The sequence below is a fragment of the Gordoniibacillus kamchatkensis genome (assembly GCF_000829455.1).
GTDB lineage: Bacteria > Bacillota > Bacilli > Paenibacillales > NBRC-103111 > Gordoniibacillus > Gordoniibacillus kamchatkensis.
Map to the genome: position 1 here is coordinate 1 of NZ_JXAK01000008.1, position 23,904 is coordinate 23,904.

21 protein-coding genes and 1 pseudogene are annotated in these 23,904 nt (G+C 54.9%); 17 read left to right on the plus strand and 5 right to left on the minus strand.

The window, feature by feature from the left end; genetic code table 11:
* Nucleotides 1–268: 268 nt before the first annotated feature.
* A complete protein-coding gene (locus tag SD70_RS06160; protein ID WP_041046650.1) occupies nt 269–2,275 on the plus strand; it encodes an elongation factor G in 2,007 nt (668 codons plus the stop codon).
* Nucleotides 2,276–2,350: 75 nt separating this feature from the next.
* Here SD70_RS06160 and SD70_RS06165 read toward each other — a convergent pair whose 3' ends face one another.
* Entirely contained in the window at nt 2,351–2,854 is a 504-nt protein-coding gene (locus SD70_RS06165) for a hypothetical protein (RefSeq protein WP_041046652.1), read from the minus strand.
* A gap of 60 nt (nt 2,855–2,914) precedes the next feature.
* Entirely contained in the window at nt 2,915–4,471 is a 1,557-nt protein-coding gene (locus SD70_RS06170) for a stalk domain-containing protein (RefSeq protein WP_082053171.1), read from the minus strand.
* A 212-nt stretch (nt 4,472–4,683) separates the two neighbouring features.
* Between SD70_RS06170 and SD70_RS06175 the strand changes: the two genes are divergently transcribed.
* The 3 genes from SD70_RS06175 to SD70_RS06185 all read left to right on the plus strand — a co-directional run bounded on the left by SD70_RS06175 (nt 4,684) and on the right by SD70_RS06185 (nt 7,184).
* Nucleotides 4,684–5,430: an IclR family transcriptional regulator gene (locus SD70_RS06175; RefSeq protein ID WP_041046654.1), complete on the plus strand. Its 747-nt coding sequence runs from the start codon at nt 4,684–4,686 to the stop codon at nt 5,428–5,430.
* An 18-nt stretch (nt 5,431–5,448) separates the two neighbouring features.
* A complete protein-coding gene (locus SD70_RS06180) occupies nt 5,449–6,222 on the plus strand; it encodes an SDR family NAD(P)-dependent oxidoreductase (RefSeq protein ID WP_041046656.1) in 774 nt (257 codons plus the stop codon).
* 80 nt (nt 6,223–6,302) lie between these two features.
* Nucleotides 6,303–7,184: a fumarylacetoacetate hydrolase family protein gene (locus SD70_RS06185; protein WP_041046659.1), complete on the plus strand. Its 882-nt coding sequence runs from the start codon at nt 6,303–6,305 to the stop codon at nt 7,182–7,184.
* Nucleotides 7,185–7,258: 74 nt separating this feature from the next.
* Here SD70_RS06185 and SD70_RS06190 read toward each other — a convergent pair whose 3' ends face one another.
* Nucleotides 7,259–8,152 carry an AraC family transcriptional regulator gene (locus SD70_RS06190; RefSeq protein ID WP_041046661.1) on the minus strand — a complete coding sequence of 298 codons (894 nt, stop codon included), beginning with the start codon at nt 8,150–8,152 and terminating at the stop codon, nt 7,259–7,261.
* Nucleotides 8,153–8,290: 138 nt separating this feature from the next.
* Between SD70_RS06190 and SD70_RS06195 the strand changes: the two genes are divergently transcribed.
* A complete protein-coding gene (locus SD70_RS06195) occupies nt 8,291–9,304 on the plus strand; it encodes a zinc-binding alcohol dehydrogenase family protein (protein ID WP_041046663.1) in 1,014 nt (337 codons plus the stop codon).
* A gap of 309 nt (nt 9,305–9,613) precedes the next feature.
* Here SD70_RS06195 and SD70_RS06200 read toward each other — a convergent pair whose 3' ends face one another.
* On the minus strand, nt 9,614–10,330 hold the full coding sequence (locus tag SD70_RS06200) for a FadR/GntR family transcriptional regulator (protein WP_041046665.1): 717 nt from the start codon (nt 10,328–10,330) through the stop codon (nt 9,614–9,616).
* A gap of 139 nt (nt 10,331–10,469) precedes the next feature.
* Here SD70_RS06200 and SD70_RS06205 point away from each other — a divergent pair, with 139 nt between their 5' ends.
* The 12 genes and pseudogenes from SD70_RS06205 (at nt 10,470) to SD70_RS32905 (ending at nt 22,757) form a co-directional block, all read left to right on the plus strand.
* Nucleotides 10,470–11,624: an ABC transporter substrate-binding protein gene (locus SD70_RS06205; protein ID WP_041046768.1), complete on the plus strand. Its 1,155-nt coding sequence runs from the start codon at nt 10,470–10,472 to the stop codon at nt 11,622–11,624.
* Nucleotides 11,621–12,762, plus strand: a pseudogene (locus SD70_RS06210) (CaiB/BaiF CoA transferase family protein). Before SD70_RS06205 ends, SD70_RS06210 begins: the two are co-directional and overlap by 4 nt.
* Nucleotides 12,759–13,916 (plus strand): CaiB/BaiF CoA transferase family protein, encoded by a 1,158-nt coding sequence (locus tag SD70_RS06215; RefSeq protein ID WP_041046769.1) that lies wholly within the window; start codon nt 12,759–12,761, stop codon nt 13,914–13,916. The pseudogene SD70_RS06210 and the gene SD70_RS06215 overlap by 4 nt, the downstream one beginning before the upstream one ends.
* Nucleotides 13,909–14,430, plus strand: coding sequence for a MaoC family dehydratase (locus SD70_RS06220; RefSeq protein ID WP_041046770.1), 522 nt, complete (start codon nt 13,909–13,911; stop codon nt 14,428–14,430). The genes SD70_RS06215 and SD70_RS06220 overlap by 8 nt, the downstream gene beginning before the upstream one ends.
* A gap of 17 nt (nt 14,431–14,447) precedes the next feature.
* A complete protein-coding gene (locus SD70_RS06225; protein WP_041046771.1) occupies nt 14,448–14,903 on the plus strand; it encodes a MaoC family dehydratase in 456 nt (151 codons plus the stop codon).
* Nucleotides 14,904–14,905: 2 nt separating this feature from the next.
* The gene (locus SD70_RS06230) at nt 14,906–16,003 is read left to right on the plus strand and encodes a mandelate racemase/muconate lactonizing enzyme family protein (protein ID WP_041046772.1); all 1,098 of its coding nucleotides are present in this window, start codon (nt 14,906–14,908) and stop codon (nt 16,001–16,003) included.
* Between the two features lie 114 nt (nt 16,004–16,117).
* The gene (locus tag SD70_RS06235; RefSeq protein WP_052487125.1) at nt 16,118–17,422 is read left to right on the plus strand and encodes an ABC transporter substrate-binding protein; all 1,305 of its coding nucleotides are present in this window, start codon (nt 16,118–16,120) and stop codon (nt 17,420–17,422) included.
* 173 nt (nt 17,423–17,595) lie between these two features.
* Nucleotides 17,596–18,471, plus strand: a complete 876-nt coding sequence (locus SD70_RS06240) for a carbohydrate ABC transporter permease (protein ID WP_041046773.1) — start codon at nt 17,596–17,598, stop codon at nt 18,469–18,471.
* Nucleotides 18,468–19,283, plus strand: coding sequence for a carbohydrate ABC transporter permease (locus SD70_RS06245; protein WP_331436733.1), 816 nt, complete (start codon nt 18,468–18,470; stop codon nt 19,281–19,283). The genes SD70_RS06240 and SD70_RS06245 overlap by 4 nt, the downstream gene beginning before the upstream one ends.
* Nucleotides 19,284–19,377: 94 nt before the next feature.
* Nucleotides 19,378–21,066, plus strand: a complete 1,689-nt coding sequence (locus SD70_RS06250; RefSeq protein ID WP_052487108.1) for a sensor histidine kinase — start codon at nt 19,378–19,380, stop codon at nt 21,064–21,066.
* 57 nt (nt 21,067–21,123) lie between these two features.
* A complete protein-coding gene (locus SD70_RS32900; protein ID WP_052487109.1) occupies nt 21,124–22,107 on the plus strand; it encodes a response regulator in 984 nt (327 codons plus the stop codon).
* On the plus strand, nt 22,014–22,757 hold the full coding sequence (locus SD70_RS32905) for a helix-turn-helix transcriptional regulator (protein WP_052487110.1): 744 nt from the start codon (nt 22,014–22,016) through the stop codon (nt 22,755–22,757). Before SD70_RS32900 ends, SD70_RS32905 begins: the two co-directional genes overlap by 94 nt.
* 55 nt (nt 22,758–22,812) lie before the next feature.
* Here SD70_RS32905 and SD70_RS06260 read toward each other — a convergent pair whose 3' ends face one another.
* Nucleotides 22,813–23,763 carry an AraC family transcriptional regulator gene (locus SD70_RS06260; RefSeq protein ID WP_082053173.1) on the minus strand — a complete coding sequence of 317 codons (951 nt, stop codon included), beginning with the start codon at nt 23,761–23,763 and terminating at the stop codon, nt 22,813–22,815.
* Nucleotides 23,764–23,904: the final 141 nt, after the last annotated feature.

Consider the following 23,904-nt stretch of genomic DNA (forward strand, 5'->3'; position numbering starts at 1 on the left):
AAGTAACTGCGTGAACTAAGGAACCGCCGTATACCGAACGGTACGTACGGTGGTGTGGGAGGTCGGCTACTCAACTAATGGGTAGCCTCCTACCCGATTAGTACGCCATTAACGGAAAATTTGGTTTAAACCATCTATGCGCAAGGATGAAACTAGAAAATATTGTATAATTTACTCTTAACAAAACAATGGAGGTAGATCTGCATGCGGCAAACCAACAGATCGAATGAGACAATCGATATGAGAAAAGAAACGGGGATAACGATCCATGAAAACAATAAATATGGGGATTCTGGCGCATGTCGATGCCGGAAAAACAACCCTTACGGAGCATATTTTACATGAGGCCAAAGTGATTGACAAACCCGGAAGCGTGGACAAAGGGAACACGTTGACGGATTCCATGGAGCTGGAACGAAGAAGAGGGATTACCATTAAAGCGTCGGCGGTATCCTTTATGCTCAAGGAACTGAAAGTCAATTTGCTGGATACGCCCGGACATGCGGATTTCATCTCCGAAGTCGAGCGGTCGCTCAGCGTGCTGGACGGCGCGGTCCTCGTCATTTCGGCGGTCGAAGGGATTCAGGCGCAGACTAAGGTGCTGATGAACACCCTCATGCAGCTCCGTATTCCGACGATCCTTTTCATCAATAAAATCGACCGAAGCGGAGCCGACTCCGCCAAAGTGATCCAAAGCATAAAAGAGAAGCTTACCGATTGCGCGATTCCGCTGTACAGAGGAACAAACGAAGGTACGGCCGACGCGGCGATTGCGAAAAATGAATGGCACGGCGACTCGGTTTTGCTCGAGGCGTGCATCGAGACGCTTCTCCTGAACGATGAATACATGCTTGAATCCTATACGAACGGTAAGACGTTTACGGAGAAAGAACTGGATGACGCGGTTGGCAACCAAGCCAAGCTCGCGAAAATATACCCGCTTTTCGTCGGCGCAGCGGCAAAAGGGATCGGTGTCAAAGAGCTGATTCACGGCATCGAAACGCTCCTCCCAGCCAACGAAGGGAACGGAGGGCCGGCCGGCGATTGCCCGGCACTTTCGGCGGTCGTTTTCAAAATCGAACGGGAAGCGGCCGGAGAGAAGAGGGCTTATATCCGGCTGTTCTCCGGCGCAATTCGGGCGCGTGAAGAAGTTCGAATCAGCAGACGGAACCGTGCGGGTGAGCTGGAATCAACTGCAGATAAAATCAAAAATCTCAGCATGCTCATGAATGGAACGATCGCCCCGGCTGAACGGATCGAAGCGGGAGACATCGGCGTCGTTCACGGTCTGAAAACGATCAAAATCGGGGATATGATCGGTGAATGGAACGATCGGATGCGGGACGTTCGCCTGAACGAGCCGAATCTGGAGTCCGTGATCAAACCGGATCGAAGCGAAGATGCCCACAAATTGTTTGAGGCGCTAGCCTATATGGCGGAGGAAGATCCGTTCATCCAAGTTTCCAGAGGCGGCCAGAACTTCGGTCAAGAGATCTATATTCGGCTTTACGGCGAAGTTCAGAAGGAAGTGATCCGAACTATTCTTCTAGAGAACTACGGGATCGGAGCCCATTTCTCGGAAACGGAAATCCGCTGTATCGAGAAGCCGGCGGGCAAAGGTGGCGCGCTGTCCGTGATGGGGGAGGCGGGAAATCCGTTTTGTGCAACTATCGGGTTTAGCGTGGAGCCGGCCGGGGAAAACTGCGGCATCGTCTATGAACTGGCCGTCGAGCTCGGCTCACTGCCGCTGCCTTTTCACAAAGCGATCGAGGATACCGTGCATCAAACGTTGAAGCAAGGGCTGTACGGCTGGGAGGTTGCGGATATCAAGGTTACGCTGACCGCCACCGGATATGCCAGCCCTGTCACCGTTGCGGGAGACTTTCGCAAGCTTGTTCCGCTTGTTTTGATGGAGGCCCTGCGCAAGGCCGGTACGGAAGTATACGAACCGATGAACAGCTTCGAGTTCAACGTACCAGTCAGGGCGTTAAGTGCGGCTTTATTTCAACTAGCGAAGAAAAAAGCGGTATTTCGCGAGCCTGTGCTCAAAAAAGAGGAGTACCTTGTCACGGGAACGATCCCTGCCGCCGCAACGGAAGCTTTCAAGTCGGAAGTTCAGTCCTATACAGAAGGCGAGGGGCTTTTTATTGCCAAGCCTTGCGGATATCGAAAAATGGCGGAACCGTTTCCGGTGAGGAAGCGCAGCGATTACAATCCGTTAAACAAGAGCGAATATTTGATGCACGTGATGCAAGCGATTAGAAAGCGCACTTAGAGGGACCGTTCGAACGCAAAAAGATCCTTGCCGCCGGCATCGTGCCGGAGCAAGGATCTTTCTTGAATCTAAAGCCTATTCGGACGTACGTTCGCGTTCATGGGCATAACGGTCGACGGCCAGCCGCATAAGCGCCACTACGGTTTGGCGGTAACGGACGGCGAGCAGCAGCACTTTCCATTGCTGCAAACGCGGCAGCTGCCGGAAACGGGGTTCCGCTTTCAGAAACGCGCGAATGATCGCCCAGCTTGCCGGCGCCGGCCCGGGCACGGAACTCCCGCGCGCAAAAAGGGCAAGCAGCTTAGCCGCCGCCGAAGCGAGCGGATGCCGCCGCTGCGCGAAGCGCCTCTTGACAACGATGCAAGGGGCGTATTTTTTCTTGGTGTGGTTCGTGAGGTAATCGTAACGGTCGCGCCCGGCCAGCAACGAATATGTGCCGTCGCCTCGGTTCGGAAGGACGGCGATGACGTGCATGCAGTCTCCCATCAGCCGGCGCACCTGCTTCATGCGCTCGGTCACGGCGGCGGGGGAACCCGGCTTGATTTGGCTAAGAGGAATGTACTGTACGGTAAACCTCATAAGCATCCTCTCCTTTAGGAGAGTATATGAGCCGTGCCCGTTGTCCGATTCAGGCGCCGGTCATTCATCCACAGTGAGGCTGTCCAGCATGACGCCAAAATCTTCCTCCTGCGCCGGCTTGGAATTTTCGAAAATGGCCCCGCGGCTCACTACGCAATAAGCATTTTTCGTCTCGAACACAAGGGCGGTGTAGGCGTAATCGTCAAGATCGCCCTGCTGCAAATACCGCAGCTCACGGGCGGAGCGGCCTTTGTAGTCCGCCGTGCTCTCGCCGTACACCTTGACGTCGGTTCGTGCCGACAGCTCTTTTTTGACGCTGGCGTAATATTGATCGAGCGTTTCGCCCGCGCCTTTCGGATGGATGCGGACTGTGAAGTACCGGTAATTGAACGACCGGATGGCCAGCTTGGTGCCCGCTTCGGTAAATTCGTCGCTGACGTCTTTCCACAGACCGTAGGCGGTGACCTGCGCCTCGCGGTCGGAGGAAGCGAACGTATGCTTCGCCCGGATGATGACGATTCGGGACGACTGGTCCCACTTTACTTCGCTGCCCGTCGCTTCGGCAATGAACCGGACCGGAACGAGAGTGGAGCCGTTCACGATCGCAGGCGCGACAGGCAGCTCCACTTGTTTGCCGTTCACCTCGGCCATCGGGTTGCCGATTTGCAGACGGATCGTAAGTCCCGGCTTCTCGCCCGCGACCGTTCCCGTCTCGCCGTTCCAGGTCACGGCTAGTCCAAGCCGCTCGAATATGGGGCGGAACTGCACGAGCGTCGTGCCGGAAACGAGCTGCGGCGGCACATCGAAGCCGACATCATTGGCATCGAGAATGACGCGAACCGGCTTTGCTGCCGTTTCGCTATTCGAGTTGAAGCTTTTCACCGTCACGCCGCGCTCCTGCAATCGGCGCAGCACCTGTTCGGCACCGCCATTCAGCGGATTGCCGTCTACGGCCACGTCGATCAGCTTCGGCAGCTTCTCCAATACGGATATGTCGCGAATCTGATTGCCGCTCAAGTATACGTGCTGCAGCGTTGGAATGTCCTGCAAAGCGTCGATGCTCTCGATTCGGTTATTGTCGGCAATGAGCCACTCCAGCGGCATGTGGCGAATAGAATCAAGGCTGGAAATGAGGTTATCGGATGCGAGCAGGCTGGTCACATTGGCTAGCTGAGATAACGGGGACAGATCCTGGATCCGGTTATGGTCGATAACGAGCGTGTGCAAGTTCGTCAAACCGCTGACAGGCTCGAGATCGGAAATCCCGTTGCCGCTGAGCGCGAGCATTGTAAGCTTGTTCAGCTTCGCAATCGGGCGGAGATCGCTAATGCCGAAGCCCGGCAAATAAAGCGCGTTCAGGTTGGCGGCGCATTCCAGCCCGTCCAGGCTGGCGATGTGCTTGGACGCGTCTTTCGGGTATAGCGAGTGAAGCGCCAGCATATCTTCTTCGGTCAATTCGCCGGACATTTTTTTGAGCTCCAGCCGAATAGCGAGCTCCAAATTGGCGTCGGCAATCATTTTGCCGTCCGCTAACGCCGCAGGTGCATTTGGCATAGAAAGTGCGATGATAGAGCCAAGTACGAGAACGGCAAGGAGGCAAGCACGAATCAGGCGCATAAGTCGGTCATCTCCAGTCTAAGGGGTTGGAAATTAGTGGCTGAATTACGTCACTCCTATCTTAGCATAATTTGTCGAAAATGGGCGTGGAATGGAGTGAAATAATGGTTGTAGACATTGGGCCGCAGATGGTATGATGTTTATGTACAAAAACCCAGTTTTTTATACAAAACCAACGTGCGAAGCTGGCAACATTGCGAAAGGAGAAGCGAATGGACAACAAGTATCGGGTGCCTGCCGTCGAGAAGGCGGACGCCGTGCTGCAGGCGATTGCGGATCGGCCGCATCGGCTGCGGCTCATCGACTTGTCCGCCGAGCTGGGCATTCATAAGAGCTCTCTTTTTTCGCTGCTCGCGACGATGGAAGCGCTCCGCTGGGTCATCAAGGACGACGCCGATACGTATGCGCTCGGCTCGGCGATGGCGCGCTTCGGCGGCGCGTACGCGCGCCACAACGACTTGGTCCGCGCCTTTCACCGCGAGGCGCCGGCTGCGGCCGCGGCGATCGGCGAGACGGTGCAGCTGGCGCGGCTGGAAGGCACCGAGGTGCTGTACCTCGCCAAAGAAGAAGTGCCATCGCCGATTCGCCTTGCGTCCGACCCGGGAATGAAGTTTCCGGCGCACGCGACGGCGCTCGGCAAAGCGCTGCTGTCCGGCCGCTCGGAGCGGGAGCTCCATGCTTTATATCCGGAGCCGCAGCTGCAGCCGCTCACGCCGTACGGCATCACAGCCGTCGAAGCGCTGCTGCAGGAGGTGGAACAGGCGCGCCGCGGCGGCTGCGCCTTCGACCTGCAGGAAGCGGTCATCGGCTTTTGCTGCGTGGCGGCTCCGATTCGCGATGCGCGCGGCGACATTGCGGCAGCGGTCAGCGCCTCGATGCCGGTGCACATGTGGGAGTCCAAGCGGGACGCGGCCCGGGAACACATCGTCAGGCTGGCTGCAAGACTGTCCAATTTGTAACGAATAGGAGGAGTATCGATGAGACTGAAAGACAAAATCACGCTGATCACCGGCTCCGGCTCGGGGATCGGCCAAAGCTCGGCGCTGCGTTTCGCCGGGGAGGGCGCGACCGTCATCGTGAACGATCTCGACGCGGCGAAAGGCGCCGAGACGGTAGAAGCGATCCGCGCTGCCGGCGGCAAAGCCGTATTCCTGCAAGCCGACGTCACGAATCCGGACTCGGTGCAGGCGATGGTGCGCGAAGCTTTGGCGCAGTTCGGCCGCATCGACGTGCTGTTCAACAACGCCGGCATCAGCGGCGTCGGCGCGATCCACGAAGTCGAGCCGGACGCGTGGGACAAAGTGATGAGCGTCAACATCCGCGGCGTTTACTTGCCGTGCAAGTACGTGCTGCCGTCGATGATGGAGCGCCGCTCCGGCAGCATCATCAACATGTCGTCGTGCATCGCGGAAATCGGCCTCGCCCGCCGCGCGTCGTATTCCGCGACGAAGGGCGCAGTGCTTGCGTTGACGAAATCGATGCAGGTCGACTACGCCCCGTACAATATTCGCGTGAACGCGCTGCTGCCGGGGACGATTTTGACTCCGTTCGTGGAGCAGTATTTGCGCCAGTCGTACGACAATCCGGAGGAGGCGTACGAGGGGCTCAAGAAGCGGCAGCTGAGCGGCGACCTCGGCCGGCCGGAAGACGTAGCGCAGGCAGCGCTGTTTCTCGCTTCCGACGAATCGAAGTTTATGATGGGCTCGCCGCTGTACATCGACGGCGGCGTCGTTTTCGGCAAAAATGCGTAAGGAGTTAAGGCGGTCGACATACGTCGAGCGCTCAGCACTGCTTAACTCCGCCAGCTGAATTCCAAGGAGGGCAACCGACCGTGAAATTATTGACTTATATCGAGAACGATACATACCGCCTCGGCGTCAAAACCGAACAGGGGGTAGTGGACGCGGAGTCGGCGCTGAACGGCGAAGCGGGACCGCGCACGGTGCACGATGTAATCGAGGGCGGTGCGGCCGTGGTGCGGACGCTGCAGCAGGCTGTAGACCGCGCGCTGGCGTCCGGTGGCGCCGCGCTGAAGGACGACGCGCAGCTGCGGCTCGGCCCTTGCGTTACGCACCCGAACAAAATCATTTGCGTCGGCCTGAACTATCGCAAGCACGCCGAAGAGACGAATGCGCCAATTCCGCAATATCCGATTTTGTTCAACAAGTTCAACAACACGCTGGCCGGGAACGGCGAAGACGTGCCGCTGCCGCGGACGTCGCAGAAGGTCGACTATGAAGCCGAGCTCGTCATCGTCATCGGCAAGACGGCCAAATACGTAGCCAAGGAGCAGGCGTTGGACCACGTGTTCGGCTATTGCTGCGTCAACGATTTGTCCGCCCGGGACTTGCAGCTGCGCACGCAGCAATGGCTGCTCGGCAAGTCGTGCGACAAGTTTTCGCCGCTGGGGCCGTATTTGGTTACCGCCGACGAGGTGGGCGATCCGAACGCGCTGGACATTAAGTGCATCGTGAACGGCGAGGTGCGCCAGCAGTCCAACACGTCGGACATGATTTTCCGCTGCGACGAAATCGTCAGCTACATTTCGCAGCACATGACGCTCGTGCCCGGCGACATTATTTTGACCGGGACGCCGGAAGGCGTCGTGCTCGGCTATCCGCCTGAGAAGCAAGTCTACCTGAAGGACGGCGACGTCGTCACGATCGAGATCGAGAAGCTCGGCAGCCTCACGAACCGGATGGTAAAGGAATAAGCGAAAAGGGACTCGCGCAGAAACTGCGGCGGGTCCCTTTTCGTTTGGCGATACGCTGAACAGGCAAAGCGCGATCATATAGGCGGGGATGGCGAATAAGGCGCGAGCCCGACGCGCCTGAACGTCCCTGGCGTTATGCCGGAAAGCGCCTTAAACACCCGGTGAAAATAGGGCAGGCTTTCAAAGCCGCAGCGGCCTGCAATGGTATCGATGCTCTCGCTTGTGCCGAGCAGAAGCTCTTTGGCGAGCACAATTCGTTTGGCGTTGACGTAGTCGGTTACGTTCATGCCGGTCAACTGCTTGAATACCCGGGAAAAATGCGCCGGCGTGACCGACACTTTTTGCGCGAGAGCGGACAAGCTGACGCCTGGCTCGGCGTGATGGCTATCGATATAATGCAAAATTTCCTTCATCCACTGCGGCCCGATCTGAACATCTGCGGCAGCCGCCGGTTCGGCCGAAAGCACCAGACGATTGAGGCTGAGCATAAGACTTTGCAGCTGCAGCCGAATCGCGTGCCGGTATCCTGCCGCTTTGGATTCAAGCTCCGCGTTTATTTCAGACAGCATGTTTTCGATTTTGCCGCGAAGCGGTTCCGTTAAGTCGACTTTGTAATGCTTCCGCTTGCGCGCCAAATCGAATATGTGCAGGCCCGAATACGAATCTCCGAGCGAGCTCGTCTGCGCGAAGCCGGAGGCGAAAAAAACGGCAGTGGACGTGACCGGATGGTCCGCGTCGGGAGTGGCTCTGTGAATCGTGTTGCCCGGAATCACGAACAAATCGCCGGCTCCCATGTCATAGAACGTGCGATTAATAAAGAACGTCCCTTTGCCGCTGTAAACATACACAAGCTCGCACCGGTCATGAAGATGATCGGGCAATTCCGCTTGCGGGCTTTTCGTATCCCGGTAAACGAAATGAAAAGGAAACACGGTGTCTTCGCTGAAAGATTTGCGAATATGCGTCATTCCGGACGCCTCCAGGGTGAAAGTATCTCCATACAAAAATATCAAAATAGGATATGTTTCCGCAACAATTAGCTATTTTATGTATTAATTGATGCTGATACAATGGCGATAACAGATAACGTTAGGAGGAGAAACGCCATGAAAGGCATCGTTTGCGAACAAGTAGACAAGCTGAAGCTCATCGAACTGCCCGAGCCGCCATACGCCGCGGGAGAAGCGATCGTGCGGATTCGCAGAATCGGCATTTGCGGCACGGATCTGCATGCTTACAAAGGGAATCAGCCCTTCTTCACGTACCCGCGCGTGCTGGGCCACGAGCTGGCGGGAACCGTCGAGCGAATCGGCCCAAATGACGCCGGACTGCGCGAGGGCGACCAGGTCAGCATCATCCCTTACATGCATTGCGGCAGCTGCATCGCCTGCCGTAACGGCAAAACGAACTGCTGCACAGGCATGAAAGTGCTTGGCGTACATATCGACGGCGGCATGCGCGAACGAATATCCGTGCCGGTAACGCATTTGATCAAGACAGACGGACTCACATTGGATCAGACAGCGGTGCTCGAGCCGCTGGCGATCGGTGCTCATGCCGTACGCCGCTCCGGCGTCCAAATCGGCGAGACGGCGCTTGTTATCGGAGGCGGGCCGATCGGCCTCGGCGTCATGGCTTTCGCCAAATATGCTTGCGCGCGCGTGATCGCCATGGATATTAACGACGAACGGCTGGCGTTCAGCAAGTCGTGGGCAAACGCAGACTATACGGTAAACGCGCTTCAAAACGCCAAGGAGCAGCTCGCAGCAATTACCGGCGGCGATTTTCCGACGGTTGTATTTGACGCCACGGGAAACGCGAAGTCGATGGAAAATTCGTTCGAACTGACGGCTCACGGCGGCAAATTGGTATATGTCGGTCTGGTGAAAGGGGACATTACGTTCCACGATCCGGAGTTTCACAAGCGTGAGCTTACGCTGATGAGCAGCCGAAACGCCACGAGGGAAGATTTCGATCATGTGATGGAAGCGGTCGGCAACGGCGACATCGATGTGCAGCGGTACATTACGCACCGCTCCTCGTTCGAGGACATGATCGGCAAGTTCGACAGCTGGATGAGGCCGGAATCGAAAGTGATCAAGGCTATCGTCGAGCTGTAAGGTAGAGTGCGAGTCCAATCGTTAAAACAGGCTGCCCGAGAAAGTAGGGCTGCGCTGCGGACCTAAGAATGTGGGTCTCCGGCTTCGCCCACACTCGTGTTCCTAAGAAGAAGGAAATAAAGGTTGGAACACGAGTTCAAAGGCGCACGCTCCGCTCCAAGGCCTACAACATTCCCATCCTCCGCTCCGCCTTTCTCGGGCAGCCTGAAAAAAACCGTCCAGATCCGAAGCGTACCGGATTTGGACGGTTTTTGCGTTTGCAAGAGGGTGCCGCCTACAGCAAGCCGATTAACGATGCGGGTGCAGCTTTTACTCGGCTCCGTGCAAAATATTGTTGTAAAATTGTTTGGCTCTCGTGAAGAAAAGATCGAGGGCGTCTTTCACTTTATTCTCGTCGCCTTCTTGAAGAGCTTGCAACATAATCGAGCGGGTCTCCACGCTATTTTGCACCGCGCCGGGTACCTGCAGCAGCTTGATATTCGATTCGCGCCGCAAATAGACGATCGTTTGCATCAGCTTCGCATAAATCCCGTTTCCGCAATTATCGCCGGCGTACAGATCGAATTGATCCAGCAGCTGCATAAACGTCTCCGGGGTGAAATCCGGGTCGCTCGCAGATACGGTTAACGAGTCCAGCATTTGCTTTAAATGTTCGATTTGCTCCGCATTGATATGCTTCGCAGCGGATAAATAGATGGCCGACTCGATAAGCCGCCGGGCTTCGTAAATCTCGTCGAGATTGTGAAGCTCGTTGTGAAACAAATAGGTGATCGTTTCCGCTGGCAGCGGCTGTTCTCTCTTGGTTACATACGTGCCGTCGCCGGCTTTTATCGTCACTAGTCCGACGAGCGCAAGCGCTCTTAACGCTTCGCGGATGCGGCCCCGGGTCACTCCGAACTGCTCGGCGAGCGACCGCTCGTTCGGCAGCTTTTGCCCGGATGGCAGTTCGCCGGACATGATCAGCTCGGCAATTCGCTCCATGATTTGTTCGGTGACGGTAACTTTTTTGATCGTTTCGAATTTCATCCGGTACAACCCCCTAATAAAACCAATATACCTATTGTCACATGCGAAATGCAATGATATGATGAAACAAAATTGGTACTACCACAGTACCAATTTAATGACAACAATACAAGCATGCCGATTGAGGAAGGGGAATCGTATGGGTATCACTTTGAAAGGGGTTACATGGAATCATAGCCGTGGCTACGTTTCGGTCGTCGCCACAGCTCAGCGTTTCGGCGAAACGCATCCGGGCGTTGAAATCATATGGGAAAAGCGTTCGCTGCAGCAATTTGCGGACGCCCATATCGAGCAGTTGGCCGACAAGTACGATCTGCTCGTCATCGATCATCCTTGGGCCGGATTCGCCGCCGATAAAAACGTTCTGGTCCCTTTGGAACGGCACCTGTCCGCCGAATACTTGCAGGATCAGGCCGACAATTCCGTAGGATTGTCGCACCCCAGCTATAGGTTTGGCGGCTTCCAAAGCGCTCTGGCGATCGATGCGGCGACTCCGGTCGCGTCTTACAGGGAAGATTTGCTTGAGCGGCATGGCCATCGGCTGCCGGATACGTGGGAGGATCTCATCAGCTTGGCCGATGCCGGCAAAGTGATCTTTCCTGGCATTCCGATCGATTCCTTGATGAATTTCTATATGCTGTGCAGCACGCAGGGGGAAGATCCGTTTCTGAATGAGGACACCGTAATCAGCCGGGAGATGGGCCTGAAAGCGCTGGAACAGCTGCGGGAGCTGGCTTCCAAGTGCACGCGGGAAATATTCGATTGGAATCCGATTCAAGTTTACGAAGCGATGAGTTCCCGCGACGACTTTGCGTATTGCCCTTTTGCTTACGGTTACTCGAATTATTCCCGCAGCGGATACGCGCGCAAGCTGATTCGTTTTACAGACATGGTATCGCTGGGGACGCACGGCCGGCTGAAGTCGACGCTTGGCGGAACGGGGCTTGCCATTTCGGCCAAATGCCATCATCTGGACATCGCTCTCGAGTACGCCGCATTTACGGCGAGTCCGGGATGCCAGCGTTCGATCTATGTGGAGAACGGCGGACAACCCGGACATCGCGCCGCCTGGCTGGACGAGGAAGTGAATCGCCGCACGAACGGTTATTTCCGCGCTACGCTGCCGGCTTTGGACCGCGCGTATTTGCGTCCGCGCTACAGCGGGTACCTTCATTTTCAGGACAATGCCGGCGATTACGTGCGAGACTACATGATGAATGGCGGAGACGGAACGGCAGTGCTTGAACGGATGGACCGGCTGTACCGCGAATCGAGATCGGGTGATCGCCGATGAAGCCGCTTGAAGGGCTATTGGTGCTCGACATCAGCCAATTTTTATCAGGACCTTCCGCAGCGCTTAGACTGGCCGATCTCGGAGCGCGCGTCATCAAAATTGAGCGGCCGAACGGCGGCGACCTTTGCCGGCAGCTCATCCTGAACCATCAAGTCGTTGATGGCGACAGCCTGCTGTTTCATACGATCAACCGCAACAAAGAGAGCTACGGCGCCGATCTGAAGCAAACCGCCGATCTGCAAAAAGTGAAGAAGTTGATGGCAAAAGCGACGTGCTGATCGAAAACTTCAGGCCGGGCACCATGAACAAGCTCGGTCTCGGCTATGAAGAAGCGCGAAAAATAAACCCGAAGCTCGTGTACGGCAGCATTACAGGCTACGGCACCAGCGGACCGTGGAAAGATAAGCCCGGCCAAGATTTGCTCGTACAGTCGCTTTCGGGTCTTCCCTGGCTGAACGGGAATGCGGATCAGCCCCCGGTGCCTTTTGCGCTCGCTGTGGCCGATATGCTGACGGGCGCCCATTTGACGCAAGGGATACTCGCCTGCCTCATCCGGAGAGGCCGAACCGGGGAAGGCGGCCTTGTGGAAGTCAGCTTGTTGGAATCGGTTCTGGACTTCCAGTTCGAGGTGCTGACGACTTATCTCAATGACGGGGGGCAAGCGCCGAGCCGCAGCGCATTCAACAATGCGCACGCTTACTTGGGGGCTCCTTACGGCATATATGAAACGGCAGACGGATACCTGGCCCTCGCCATGGGTTCGGTTGTGCGCCTCGGCGAGCTGCTGGAATGTGCGGAGCTCGCCGCTTATGCCGACCCGAAAACATGGTTTGAAAAACGGGATGAAATCAAACAAATACTGATCCGGCATTTGAAGCGGCAACCTACCGAGCATTGGCTCGCTCGTTTGGAGCCGGCGGATTATTGGTGCGCGAGCGTCCTCGATTGGCCGTCTCTGCTGAAGCATGAAGGGTTTCAAGCGCTCGAAATGCTCCAAGATGTTACCCGGCCCGAAGCTCCTGCGGTACGGACAACGCGCTGCCCGATTCGGGTAGACGGAGAGCGGCTCACTTCCCTGACGGGGGCTCCCAGAGTAGGCGAGCATAATGCGGCCATTGAAAGGGAGTTCGGGCTATGACCGCGCTGAACAAACCGCTGGAAGGATTGACGGTGCTCGATTTCAGCCAATTTTTATCGGGGCCTTCGGCTGCGCTCAGGCTCGCCGATTTGGGCGCGCGCGTGATCAAAATCGAGCGGCCCGGCAGCGGCGACATATGCCGCACGCTGTACATTTCGAATCTGGAGCTTGACGGAGACAGTACGCTGTTTCACTCCATCAACCGCAACAAACAAAGCTATGCGGCGGATCTGAAAAATACGGATGATATGCGCAAGGTGACCGAATTGATCCGCAAAGCCGACGTCCTGATTCAAAACTTCAGACCCGGCGTGGCGAAACGGATCGGCATCGATTATGAAGCCGTGCGCGGCATGAATCCGTCCATTGTGTACGGGGAGATTACCGGCTACGGGAGCGAGGGGCCGTGGCGGGATAAGCCCGGGCAAGACTTGTTGGTCCAAGCGAGGTCCGGACTTGCTTGGCTAAACGGAGACGACGGTCAGCCGCCGCTGCCTTTCGGGCTATCGATCTCGGATATGCTCGCGGGTGCCCATTTGGTGCAAGGTATACTGGCGGCCTTGGTGCGAAGGGGCGTTACCGGTCGCGGAGCTTTGGTAGAAGTAAGCTTGCTGGAAGCGATTATGGATTTGCAATTCGAAGTGCTGACCACCTACTTGAACGACGGCGGAATGCCGCCGAAAAGGTCAGCCTATAACAATGCCAACGCCTATTTGGGTGCTCCGTACGGAATTTATGAAACGCGCGACGGCTACCTCGCCCTCGCTATGGGCTCCATAACGAAATTGAGCGGGCTGTTAGGCTGCGAAGCGCTGGCGGTTTACCAAGACCCGGCGGAATGGTTTGACAAAAGGGATGAGATCAAGCGGGTGCTGGCGGATCATTTGCGAACGGGAACGACCGCAGAGTGGCTTTCCAAGCTGGAGCCGGCCGATTATTGGTGCGCGGAAGTGCTTACTTGGGACCGCCTGATGAAGCATGACGGCTTTACCGTGTTGAATATGGTGCAGGAAGTCGTTCGGGGGAGCGGATCGGCGATGAAGACGACCCGGTGCCCGATTCGGATCGACGGCCGGTTGTTCACGTCTCCCGTCGGCTCTCCAGCTGTCGGGGAACATACGGATGTCATAAACGAGGTGATGTTGGGTGAGTGAAATCGTCAATTTGCGTGCCGAGCACGGCAAGCTGCCGCAGTTCAATACGGAAACGTGGATGTACGAGGAATTCGAAGTCGGGCAAAAAATGCGGTCCATCCGCAGAACGATTTCCGAAGGCGAATCGATGCAGTTCAATGCGCTGGTCATGGATTTGCATCCTTATGTGGCGGATGACATGTTTGCCCGCGAGGAAGGGTTGTTCGGACGCCGTTTGGTAGCCGGAGCGATGGTGTTCAGCCTCGGTCTCGGACTCATGGCCCACAACAATATCAACACGTTCAGCTACGGCTACGACAAGCTGCGCTTTATCAAGCCTGTCTTTATCGGCGATACGATCTATACGGTGCGCACGCATCTCGAAAAAAGGCCGAAGTATAAAGACATGGGCCTTGTCAGGGTCAGCTATGAAGTGTTCAAAAACGAAGGCGAGCTTGTGCTGTATTGCGAGCATTTGCAAACCGTAAAGTACAGGCATCCGGAGCAGTGGCAGGACCAGGTCGAAAAAAAGTGAGAGGAGAGAACTCATCATTGTTCAAGTCGGTTTACTATGAGGAGTACGAGGTGGGGGCAACCCGCGAGACGCTTGGCAGAACGATCACCGAAACCGATATTATGCTGCATGCCGGGCAGACGGGCGATTTTTATCCGCACCACGTCGATGCGGAATGGTGCAAGACGCAGCCTTTCCGGCAGCGGATCGCGCACGGGACGTTGATTTTCAGCATCGGCGTGGGGATGACCGCAGGCGAAATTAACCCGGAAGCGATGTCTTACGGTTACGACCGGCTTCGCTTCATCAGACCTGTCTTTATCGGCGATACGATCAAAGCGAAAGTGACGATAACGGACAAGAAGCCGCATCCGAAAAAGCCCACCCACGGCATCGTCACTGAGCTTGTCGAAATCACGAATCAGCGCTGTGAAACCGTGCTCGCTTGCGAGCACCTGCTGCTGGTCGCAAAATCCAATACGGAGGATCGATAACCATGAAAATTACGAATGTTGAAAGCTTTGTCTTGCATGTACCCATTAACCCGCCGATTACGGATGCCATTAACGTCGCTTCCCATTGGGGGCTGGCCGGGGTGCGCATTTTTACGGATGAAGGTTTCGTCGGATACGGCTATACCGGCACTACAGCGAATGGCGACGAGATGATTACGGACACGATCGACCGCTATTACGCGCCTGAACTGATCGGCAAGGACCCGTTCATGGTAAAGGAAATATGGGACCAACTGCGATTCGGCAAAATGCACTGGATCGGGCGCGCCGGAGTGACCCACATGGCCCTTGCCGCTGTCGACATTGCGTTGTGGGACATTATGGCCAAAGCGTCGCAAAAGCCGCTGTGGCAATATTTGGGCGGCCATAAATCGAAGCGGATCAAGGCGTACAACACGAACGGCGGCTGGCTCAACTGGACCAAGGAGCGGCTGCTCAAGGACGTTACCGACATTGTGCAGCAAGGGTTCACGGGGGTCAAAATCAAGGTCGGAAAGCCCGACCCGCGCGAAGATTACGACCGGGTCAAGGCCGTAAGAAAAGCGATTGGCGACGAAGTCATCTTCATGATCGACGTCAATCAGCAGTGGAACATCAATACGGCAATGACCTGGGGCAAAAAGCTGGAGGAGTTCGACTTGTACTGGCTGGAAGAGCCTCTGAACCCCGACGACATTATGGGGCATAAAAAGCTGGCCGACGAGCTTAATGTTCCGATTGCGCTTGGCGAGCACGTCTATTCGAAATATGCGTTCCGCGATTATATTCATCAGGGGGCGGTCGAATATTGCCAGGTAGACGTCACAAGGGTCGCCGGCGTAACCGAATGGCTCCAGGTGGCGGGCCTGGCCGCAGCCTATGACGTTCCGATCTGTCCGCACGTCGGCGACATGGGCCAAATTCATCAGCATTTGGTCGCCACTACGTCAAACGCGATCATGCTCGAATATATTCCGTGGATACGCGACATTTTTATCGAGCCTGCTACCGTTATAGACGGTTTCTACATCCTGCCGCAAATGCCGGGAGCTTCGACCGAAATTATACCGTCCTGTTTCGACAAGTATCGCGTCCGCTAAAACTTAAATTGTATACATAACTCTTAAATAATTGCTATAGGAACGAGCCGCCGAGCCATATACAATGAAAACGTGCACAATCTCACATTGAAAGGGGTACTGAGGTTGAAACATATGAAAAAATGGGCCTTTGCCGGATTGTCGCTAACTATCCTCGCCACCGCAGCAGCTTGCGGCAAGACCGAGGACAAGCCAGCCCCGGCAGCGGCGGCAGCAAAGCCTTTTGAAGGAAAGAAAATTACCGTATTTGCCCTCAACCATCAATGGGCGGAATCGATTAAAGCGGCGCTGCCCGAATTCGAGAAGTCTACAGGCATGAAAGTGGATCTGCAGACGTTCGCCGAGGATCAGCTCGGAGGCAAGCTGGCCGTGCAGCTCACATCCAAATCGAACTCGCCCGACTTGTTCATGTATCGCCCTTATATGGACAAAATTTTGTACGACAAGAACGGTTGGACGCAGCCTCTCGACGAGTATGTCAAGAAAAACCCGAACTATGCGTTCGACGATTTTTCCAAGGCGACGATCGAGGCGAGCACGAACAACGGAAAGCTGCTGTCGATTCCGCTGTTCACCGACCAGTTTGTTCTCTACTACCGCAAAGACATCCTGCAAAAAAATAACGTACCCGTACCGAAAACGCTCGCCGAATTGGATGCGGCGGCGAAGAAGCTTCACGATCCCGGCAAGGACTTGTACGGCTTCGTCGGTCGCGGACAGCGGAACGCGCTTGTAACAGCTGTAGCCTCGTTCGTATTCTCGGAGGGCGGGGACTTTAACAACGGCGACAAGGCAACGGTCAACACGCCGGAAGCGATCCGGGGCTTCCAAATCTACGCCAATCTGCTGAAAAATTACGGCCCGCAAGGGACGCTCAACATGAGCTGGCCGCAAGCAGCCGGGTTGTTTGCACAAGGCAAAGCCGTGTTCTATGCCGAAACGGCGTCGGTTTACAAAAATACGACCGATCCGGAGAAGTCGCTTGTGAAAGACAACGTAGGCTTTGCCACGTTCCCGGCCGGATCTGCCGGCGCCAAGCCATACAGCATCGCGTCGTGGTCGATGGCGATGAATCCGAATTCGGCCAACAAGGATGCCGCCTGGGCGTTCACGGAATGGGCAACGAGCAAAGAAAACGTGCTGAAAATTCAAAGAAGCGGCGTTCCCGGCGCGAGAAACTCGGTGTGGGCTTCCAAAGAGGGCGTGGAAACGTTCCCGCCGGATTTGGCCGCAGCGATTCAGGAAACGATGAAGATCGGCGTCGGCCACAACGTTCCGCAGCTCATCAGCGTGGGCGAGGCGCGCGACGCCGTCGGCAGCATTGCAGTGAAGGCCATGCTGGGCGAAGATATTAAGGCGGCCGCCGAGCAGGCCAACAAGGAGCTTCAGGCGATCATTGATAAAGACAAATCGAAATAAAGCCATTCAGAAGGAAACGGCCTGCTCCGTCTGCAGGACGGGCACGTTTCCCGACGAGATATAAAAAAAGTACGGGGCAGGTCGAAGTATCGTCTTCGCACTGCCCTTTTTTTCGCACAACATACGCACATCCAGAGACAGAAGTTCCGCATGAAGGAGTCGATTTTGTGATAATGAACTGGTTGGATCGCCGCCTCAAATGGGTGTTCACGTTGCCGGCCGTGCTTTTCATCGCGCTCATGATCGCCTTTCCGATCGTCTACACGGGGCGCATCAGCTTGTACGAATGGAGCATGTCCGCCATTTCCCCGCCCAAATGGGTCGGGCTTGACAATTATGTATCTCTGCTGAAGGATCGTGCCTTCTGGACGTCGCTTAAAATCACGATTTATCATTCCTTTTTCAGCATCGTGCTCGAGACGGTGCTCGGCGTGGCGATTGCGCTTCTGTTTTCGCGGAATTTTGCCGGAAAAAAGCTCGCCAAAGCGGTCATGATGATTCCTATGGTGGCTACCCCCGTGGCGATCGGACTGGTGTGGCTGCTTATCTACGAGCCATCCATCGGATTAGCCAACAAGGTGATGAAGAGTTTTGGGCTTCCTACCCAAGAGTGGCTCGGCTCCGTAACGCAAGTCATCCCTTCGCTCATCGTAGTGGACGTATGGCAGTGGACGCCCATGATCGCGCTTATCGTCATTGCCGGCCTAGCTACGCTTCCGGCAGATCCTTACGAGTCCGCCGCAGTCGACGGCGCAACCGGGCTGCAAAAGCTGGTGCATATTACGCTGCCGCTCCTGATGCCTACGATTATTACGGCGGTCACGCTGCGCATCATCGACTTGATGAAAACGTTCGATACGATTTACGCCACTACGCAAGGCGGCCCGAACTTCGCTTCGCAAACGCTGAATGTCAAAATATACGATACGGCATTCGTGAATTTTAAATTAGGTTCCGCATCCGCGCTTCTTATCATCTTCTTTGCGATTATTATGGCGTGCATTGTGCTGCTGACAGCTATTCGAAGAAGGTTAGGTGGACACCTGTGAGAACATCCGTCATGTCAAGAAGCGTTTACACCGTAATCAACATCGCGATCCTGCTGTTTATTTTGATTCCGTTCCTCTGGATGCTGTCCGCTTCGTTCAAAACGCAAATTCAAATTCTTTCGCCCGACCACATGTTTTCGTTTACGCCGACCTTTAAAAACTATTTGAGCGTGTTCAAAGAATACGACTACATGCAATATATTTCAAACAGCTTCATCATTGCTGCGGTATCCACGATCGGGGCGCTTGCATTAGGCTTGCCGGCGGCTTATGCCATTGCCAGGCACCGGATGCCGTACTTCTCCCTGGCCATCTTGACGGCAAAAATCATTCCGGGCATAACGTATTTGGTACCCTGGTATATTTTGTACAATAAAGTGGGTCTGATCGATACGTTCGCCGGCTTGATTTTGAGCCATATGGTGATCGGCCTGCCGCTCGTCATGTGGGTGATGATCCCGTTTTTCGAAGCTTTCCCGGCGGAAGTGGAAGAATCGTCCTGGATTGACGGCTGCTCGAAGGTACGGACGTTTTTTCAGATGGTGCTGCCGGTTTCCGTCCCCGGAATCGTGACCGCTGCTTTGCTGTCTTTCATTTTTTCCTGGAACAACTTTATGTTTTCTTTGATATTGTCGGGCGAAAATACGAAGCCGCTGCCGATAGCCGTATTCAACTTCATGTCCAATACGTCCATCAACTGGGGAGCGTTAATGGCAGCTGCGTGCATCATTACACTTCCCGTCATTGTGATCGCGCTGTTTGCGCAAAAATATGTCGTCAGCGGACTATCGGCAGGCGCAGTCAAAGGATAAGCGGCGTTTATGCGGAAAGAGCCGTGAAAACATCCCGTCGCCTGAATATTTCAAGTATAATGTGAAATACGACAGCTTGAGAAGGAGCGATGGGATGCTTCGCCGGGGGACCACATTCAGAAAAATCGTTCTACTGATCTTGTTTTTGCTCTTGCCGCTTGTCGTGATCTACAGCTATACGAACCAGGTGTCCGTCAATGTCGTCGAGCAGGAGCTGCAGGAGAAAAATTTGAAACGGCTGCTTTTTTTGACGTCTCAAATCGATAACATTGTGGATCAGCTGTCGACCATGTCCATTATCGTAAGCAAGGACCCCAGCATCAACGAGCTTGGAGATCCTCATAGCGCAGCCGATCCGTTCAATCAGCTCAAAGTGCAGGAGGCAGTCGTTCAAAAGCTGGTGCTGTTAAGCGCCTCGAGCAGCTGGAACAACCGTCTGACCATTTTCATGCCGAAAATCAAGCAGGCGATCTCGAGCGATTATTACGGCATCTACGACGACAATTACTTGCTCAGGCACAATACGTCGCAATGGGAATATATTCCTCAGAAGAAGGGGGACTCTTATTTTGCCAAAAAGGTATGGAAGCCGCTGCTGGTGAACGCCAACCTTCTGGAGGCCGAAGCCGTTGTCGAGGTCCGGTTCTCGGACAGCAACCTGATTCGGATGCTAAACGATTACAAGCACGGCGGCAACGCTTCCCCGTTTTTGTATAAACGCGGTCTCGAGCCGATTCAGGACAACGCGGAAAGCTCCGGCGTTACCGGTGAAATCGTGGCGCTGCTGGACCGGGAAACGCTGGACGATACGGGGCATCGCATCGTTCAGATCGGGCATGAAACGTATATGGTGAACTACGCGCTGTCCAAAAGCCTGGACTGGTACGTCATCGACTATTTGCCTCTGAAGCAGGTCATGGCTCCGATCAACCAAAGCCGGAATTTGTTTTATGTGTCGATCGTTCTCATGCTGTCCATCAGTCTTGCGGCGGCGGTCGCCTTATACAGGCAAGTGCAAATTCCGATTCAGCAGCTGCTGCGGGGCGTGCAAAAAATTCAAACCGGGAAGTATTCGCATCGGCTCGATTATAAGCCGAACAACGAATTCGAGTTTCTGTTTACGAAGTTTAACGAGATGGCGGAGGAAATTCAGCATTTGCTGGAGCGGGTTTATATGGAAAACGACAGGTTTCGCGAAGCCAAATTAAAGCATCTCCAATCGCAAATCAATCCGCATTTTTTGTCCAATTGCTTGTTTTTCATAAAAAATATGATCGCCATCGACGACAAACAGGCCGCCACCAAAATGATCTTAAGCTTGGCGGAGTATTTCCGCTACATTACTAAGCTGGAGCATACGTTAACGAGCTTGCAAGAGGAAATCCATCTTGTCGAAAACTACTTGCTGATCCAAAATTTGCGCATCGAGCGGTTTGAATACGGAATCGACATTCCGGAGCAAATGATGAAGCTGGAAGTCCCAAGATTGATGATACAGCCGATAGTGGAGAATACGATCGTTCACGGCATCGAAAAAAGCGAACGATATGGAATTATACAGATCAAAGGGGAGCAGCTGGCCCAAGGTTACCAAATCGTAATCGACGACAACGGCGTGGGCCTGTCCGACGCACAGATCACGGCGCTGCAGCATAAGGTGTCGAGGCCTCTCGACCAGGAAGAAGGCTGCGGCCTGTGGAACGTGCATCAGCGGCTGTCGTACCAATTCGCTCAAAATTCCGGCTTGAGTTTGCCCATTCGCCTCTCGGCGGACTCCGAGTGAAAATTTATTGGGAAACGCAAACGCCGGACAAACGACGGGATAAAGGAGATTGAAACGATGCTGCAGCTGCTGCTTGTCGATGATGAAATGAGCGTAGTCGATACGCTTGCCGCCACCATACCGTGGAACGAAATGGGCATCGATACGATACACCGGGCTTATTCCGCTACGGAAGCGATGAATATTTTGAACATGTGGTCGATCGATATCGTCATTACCGATGTTCGGATGCCGGGAATGGACGGACTGGAACTGTCGCGCAGCATTTATTTGCACTGGAAGCATACGAAGTGCTTGCTGCTGACGGCTCACGCCGATTTTGAATATGCGCAGACGGCGATCAAACATAATATTTGCGATTATTTGCTGAAGCCGATTAGCGACGAGGAGCTCATCCAAAGGGTTTCCGCCGTAGCGGACACGATTCGCGCGGAGAGGGAAAACCATCATACATACCAGCGCGCGCTGAGCGCAATGCGGGATCATATGCCGAGACTGCGGAGCGAGCTGCTGCACGATTTGCTGCAAGGCAAACGGCTGTCGGAGGAAAAGCTGGCCGAGAAGCTGAGGCTGCTCGAAGTGCCGGTCGCACCCGGCAGTACTGTGGTCATGATGCTGATCCGGTATATCGATCAAGTTTCGGATTACGACCCGTTCGACATGTCTTTGATGGAATTCGCAATCGGCAATTTGGCGGTCGAGACGTTCGAGGAATATTTTCATGTGTGGACTTGCAAAGACGTGCATGAATACTTGGTTGCCGTCTTGATCCCGAAGCAAGCGGAGCCGGGGGACGAGCCGTCTACGGCAAGCATTCAATTTCACCTGAACCGGCTTTCCAATCAGCTCCAATTGAACATACCGGCATTTTTTGAAAATCAACATATTCGCTGCTGCTCGGCCATTGGGGCGTCTTTCCGCACGATGTCACGAAGCTGTACAACAATTTGCTGCTGCTTTTCAGCAAAAGGTTCGGCAACGAAAAAGATCTCCCCGTTTATATTGCGGACCGGGACGAATTCATCGACATCAGCACGTTGACCCGGCTGTACGAGCCCCCGCTGCTCGTCCATTTATTCGAGGCGGGGCACTGGGATGCCGCCCGGGAAAAGCTGGAAGCCATTTTGAACGAGCTGGAGCAGCACTGGGCGGAATCCGCCGAGCACATTACGGAAGCATTTTTTACGATATTTGCGGCATTTTCCTATACGGCTCATAAGAAGGGTCAAAAATTGTCGGAAATGATCGATTCCGATTATACGCGCGGCAAAGAGCTGCAGCCGAGCAAGACGGTCAAGCATTTAAGCGACTGGGTATGGAGCGTTTTCGGGAAAATCCGGCACACGAACTTGATGGAGACGAGCAGTGCCCGAATGTTTACGGTGAAAGAGGTGCAGAAGTACATCATATCGCATTTGTCGAGCGAACTTTCGTTGCAATCCGTTTCCGACCATTTGCAAATGCACCCGGCGTACGTGTCGCGCCTGTACAAACTCGAAACCGGGGAAAATATAAGCAACTACATCACCAATTTAAAAATGCAAAAATCGCAGCAGCTGCTCAAATCGAGCACGAAAAAAATATACGAAATCGCCATAGAAGTCGGCTATCAAAACCCGCATTATTTCATCAAGCTGTTCAAAAAGTATTTCGGCATGACGCCGCAGGAATATCGAAATTCGAATGCATGATAACAACAGGATTGCCGGCCGGCGCGGATTGATGCCGCCGCTCTCCATCCGCGCCTTAGCTCTGTTCATCGCCGCTTTCGCGCTGCGCCGCTTCGCTGTCTTCACGCTCTGCCGCTTCGGCTTGCGCAGCTCTTTTTCGGTACGCGGCCGGGGCGTCGCCGAACCGGCGCTTGAACGACTTGGCGAAATGGTGAATGTCGGCGAAGCCGCAATACGCCGCGACCTCGGCGAGCGGCAAAGCGCCGGCGCGCAGCAGCTCTTCGGCGTGCTTCAGCCTAAGCTCGAGCAAATATTGATGGGGCGAGGCGCCAAACCGTTCGCGGAACACGACGTTGAAGCGAGACGGCGACAAGTTGGCGCGTCGCGCCATCTCGGCGACGCTGATCGGTTCGGAGAGGCGAAACGACACGTACGACGTCACCCAGTTGAGCGTATGCGGCGGGGCGGAGCGGTCTTTGACCTGCGGTGCGTACGCCGCAAGCAGCGCAATGAAGAGCTCCAGCGCGAGGCTTTGCGCCCTCAGCTGCTGCAGCGGCTCGTCCTGCGTTTGCCAGCATTGCACCAGGCCGAGCAGCTTGTCGCGGAACGCCGTCGGCTCGCCGGGCTTGAACTTGACAGGCACTTCGATGCCCTGCAAATCGTTCAGTCGCGGCTGCAACAAATGGGAGTAAGCGCTCAGGTCGGTTTGGCCGGCCTTCGTCGGGAAGCTGTCCGCCCGCAGCGGATTGTAAAAAAAGTCCAGGTGCGCGAATGGCGTAATAGTGGGTGTCACGCCTTCCAGCGCATGCAAGGTGTTCGGCTGCAGCAGGCAAAAGTCGCCGTCCCGCAGTTCGTACAAAGTGCCGTCGGCCGTCACGCGCAGCAGCCCCTCCTGAACGTAAATGAGCAAATAATCGAGCAACCGCCGTTCTCCCATGCTCCAAGGCTTGCGTACGGCATAATCGCTTTCCCGGATATAGGGCACTATCGGCTGAAGCGCCGTCAGCTCCGTCAACGTAAGCGGCATAGCAGCTAAAAACCTCCTCGGCACCGGTTTCCGCTTCCATCATAACAACCTTTAGAACGGAAGAAAAGTCGGTTTTGACAAAAACGTCAGCGCTTTCCCACAAAGAAAATGGGCGATCGATCGGGTATACTGAGTGCAAAA

Bases quoted from the DNA above. Each gene is read 5' to 3' on its own strand.
- SD70_RS06250 (WP_052487108.1), top strand. From the start codon at position 19,378: ATGCTTCGCCGGGGGACCACATTCAGAAAAATCGTTCTACTGATCTTG.
- SD70_RS06195 (WP_041046663.1), top strand. From the start codon at position 8,291: ATGAAAGGCATCGTTTGCGAACAAGTAGACAAGCTGAAGCTCATCGAA.
- SD70_RS06200 (WP_041046665.1), bottom strand. From the start codon at position 10,330: ATGAAATTCGAAACGATCAAAAAAGTTACCGTCACCGAACAAATCATG.
- SD70_RS06180 (WP_041046656.1), top strand. From the start codon at position 5,449: ATGAGACTGAAAGACAAAATCACGCTGATCACCGGCTCCGGCTCGGGG.
- SD70_RS06160 (WP_041046650.1), top strand. From the start codon at position 269: ATGAAAACAATAAATATGGGGATTCTGGCGCATGTCGATGCCGGAAAA.
- SD70_RS06260 (WP_082053173.1), bottom strand. From the start codon at position 23,763: ATGCCGCTTACGTTGACGGAGCTGACGGCGCTTCAGCCGATAGTGCCC.
- SD70_RS06170 (WP_082053171.1), bottom strand. From the start codon at position 4,471: ATGCGCCTGATTCGTGCTTGCCTCCTTGCCGTTCTCGTACTTGGCTCT.
- SD70_RS32900 (WP_052487109.1), top strand. From the start codon at position 21,124: ATGCTGCAGCTGCTGCTTGTCGATGATGAAATGAGCGTAGTCGATACG.
- SD70_RS06165 (WP_041046652.1), bottom strand. From the start codon at position 2,854: ATGAGGTTTACCGTACAGTACATTCCTCTTAGCCAAATCAAGCCGGGT.
- SD70_RS06175 (WP_041046654.1), top strand. From the start codon at position 4,684: ATGGACAACAAGTATCGGGTGCCTGCCGTCGAGAAGGCGGACGCCGTG.
- SD70_RS06230 (WP_041046772.1), top strand. From the start codon at position 14,906: ATGAAAATTACGAATGTTGAAAGCTTTGTCTTGCATGTACCCATTAAC.
- SD70_RS06205 (WP_041046768.1), top strand. From the start codon at position 10,470: ATGGGTATCACTTTGAAAGGGGTTACATGGAATCATAGCCGTGGCTAC.
- SD70_RS06240 (WP_041046773.1), top strand. From the start codon at position 17,596: ATGAACTGGTTGGATCGCCGCCTCAAATGGGTGTTCACGTTGCCGGCC.
- SD70_RS06215 (WP_041046769.1), top strand. From the start codon at position 12,759: ATGACCGCGCTGAACAAACCGCTGGAAGGATTGACGGTGCTCGATTTC.
- SD70_RS06190 (WP_041046661.1), bottom strand. From the start codon at position 8,152: ATGACGCATATTCGCAAATCTTTCAGCGAAGACACCGTGTTTCCTTTT.
- SD70_RS06235 (WP_052487125.1), top strand. From the start codon at position 16,118: ATGAAAAAATGGGCCTTTGCCGGATTGTCGCTAACTATCCTCGCCACC.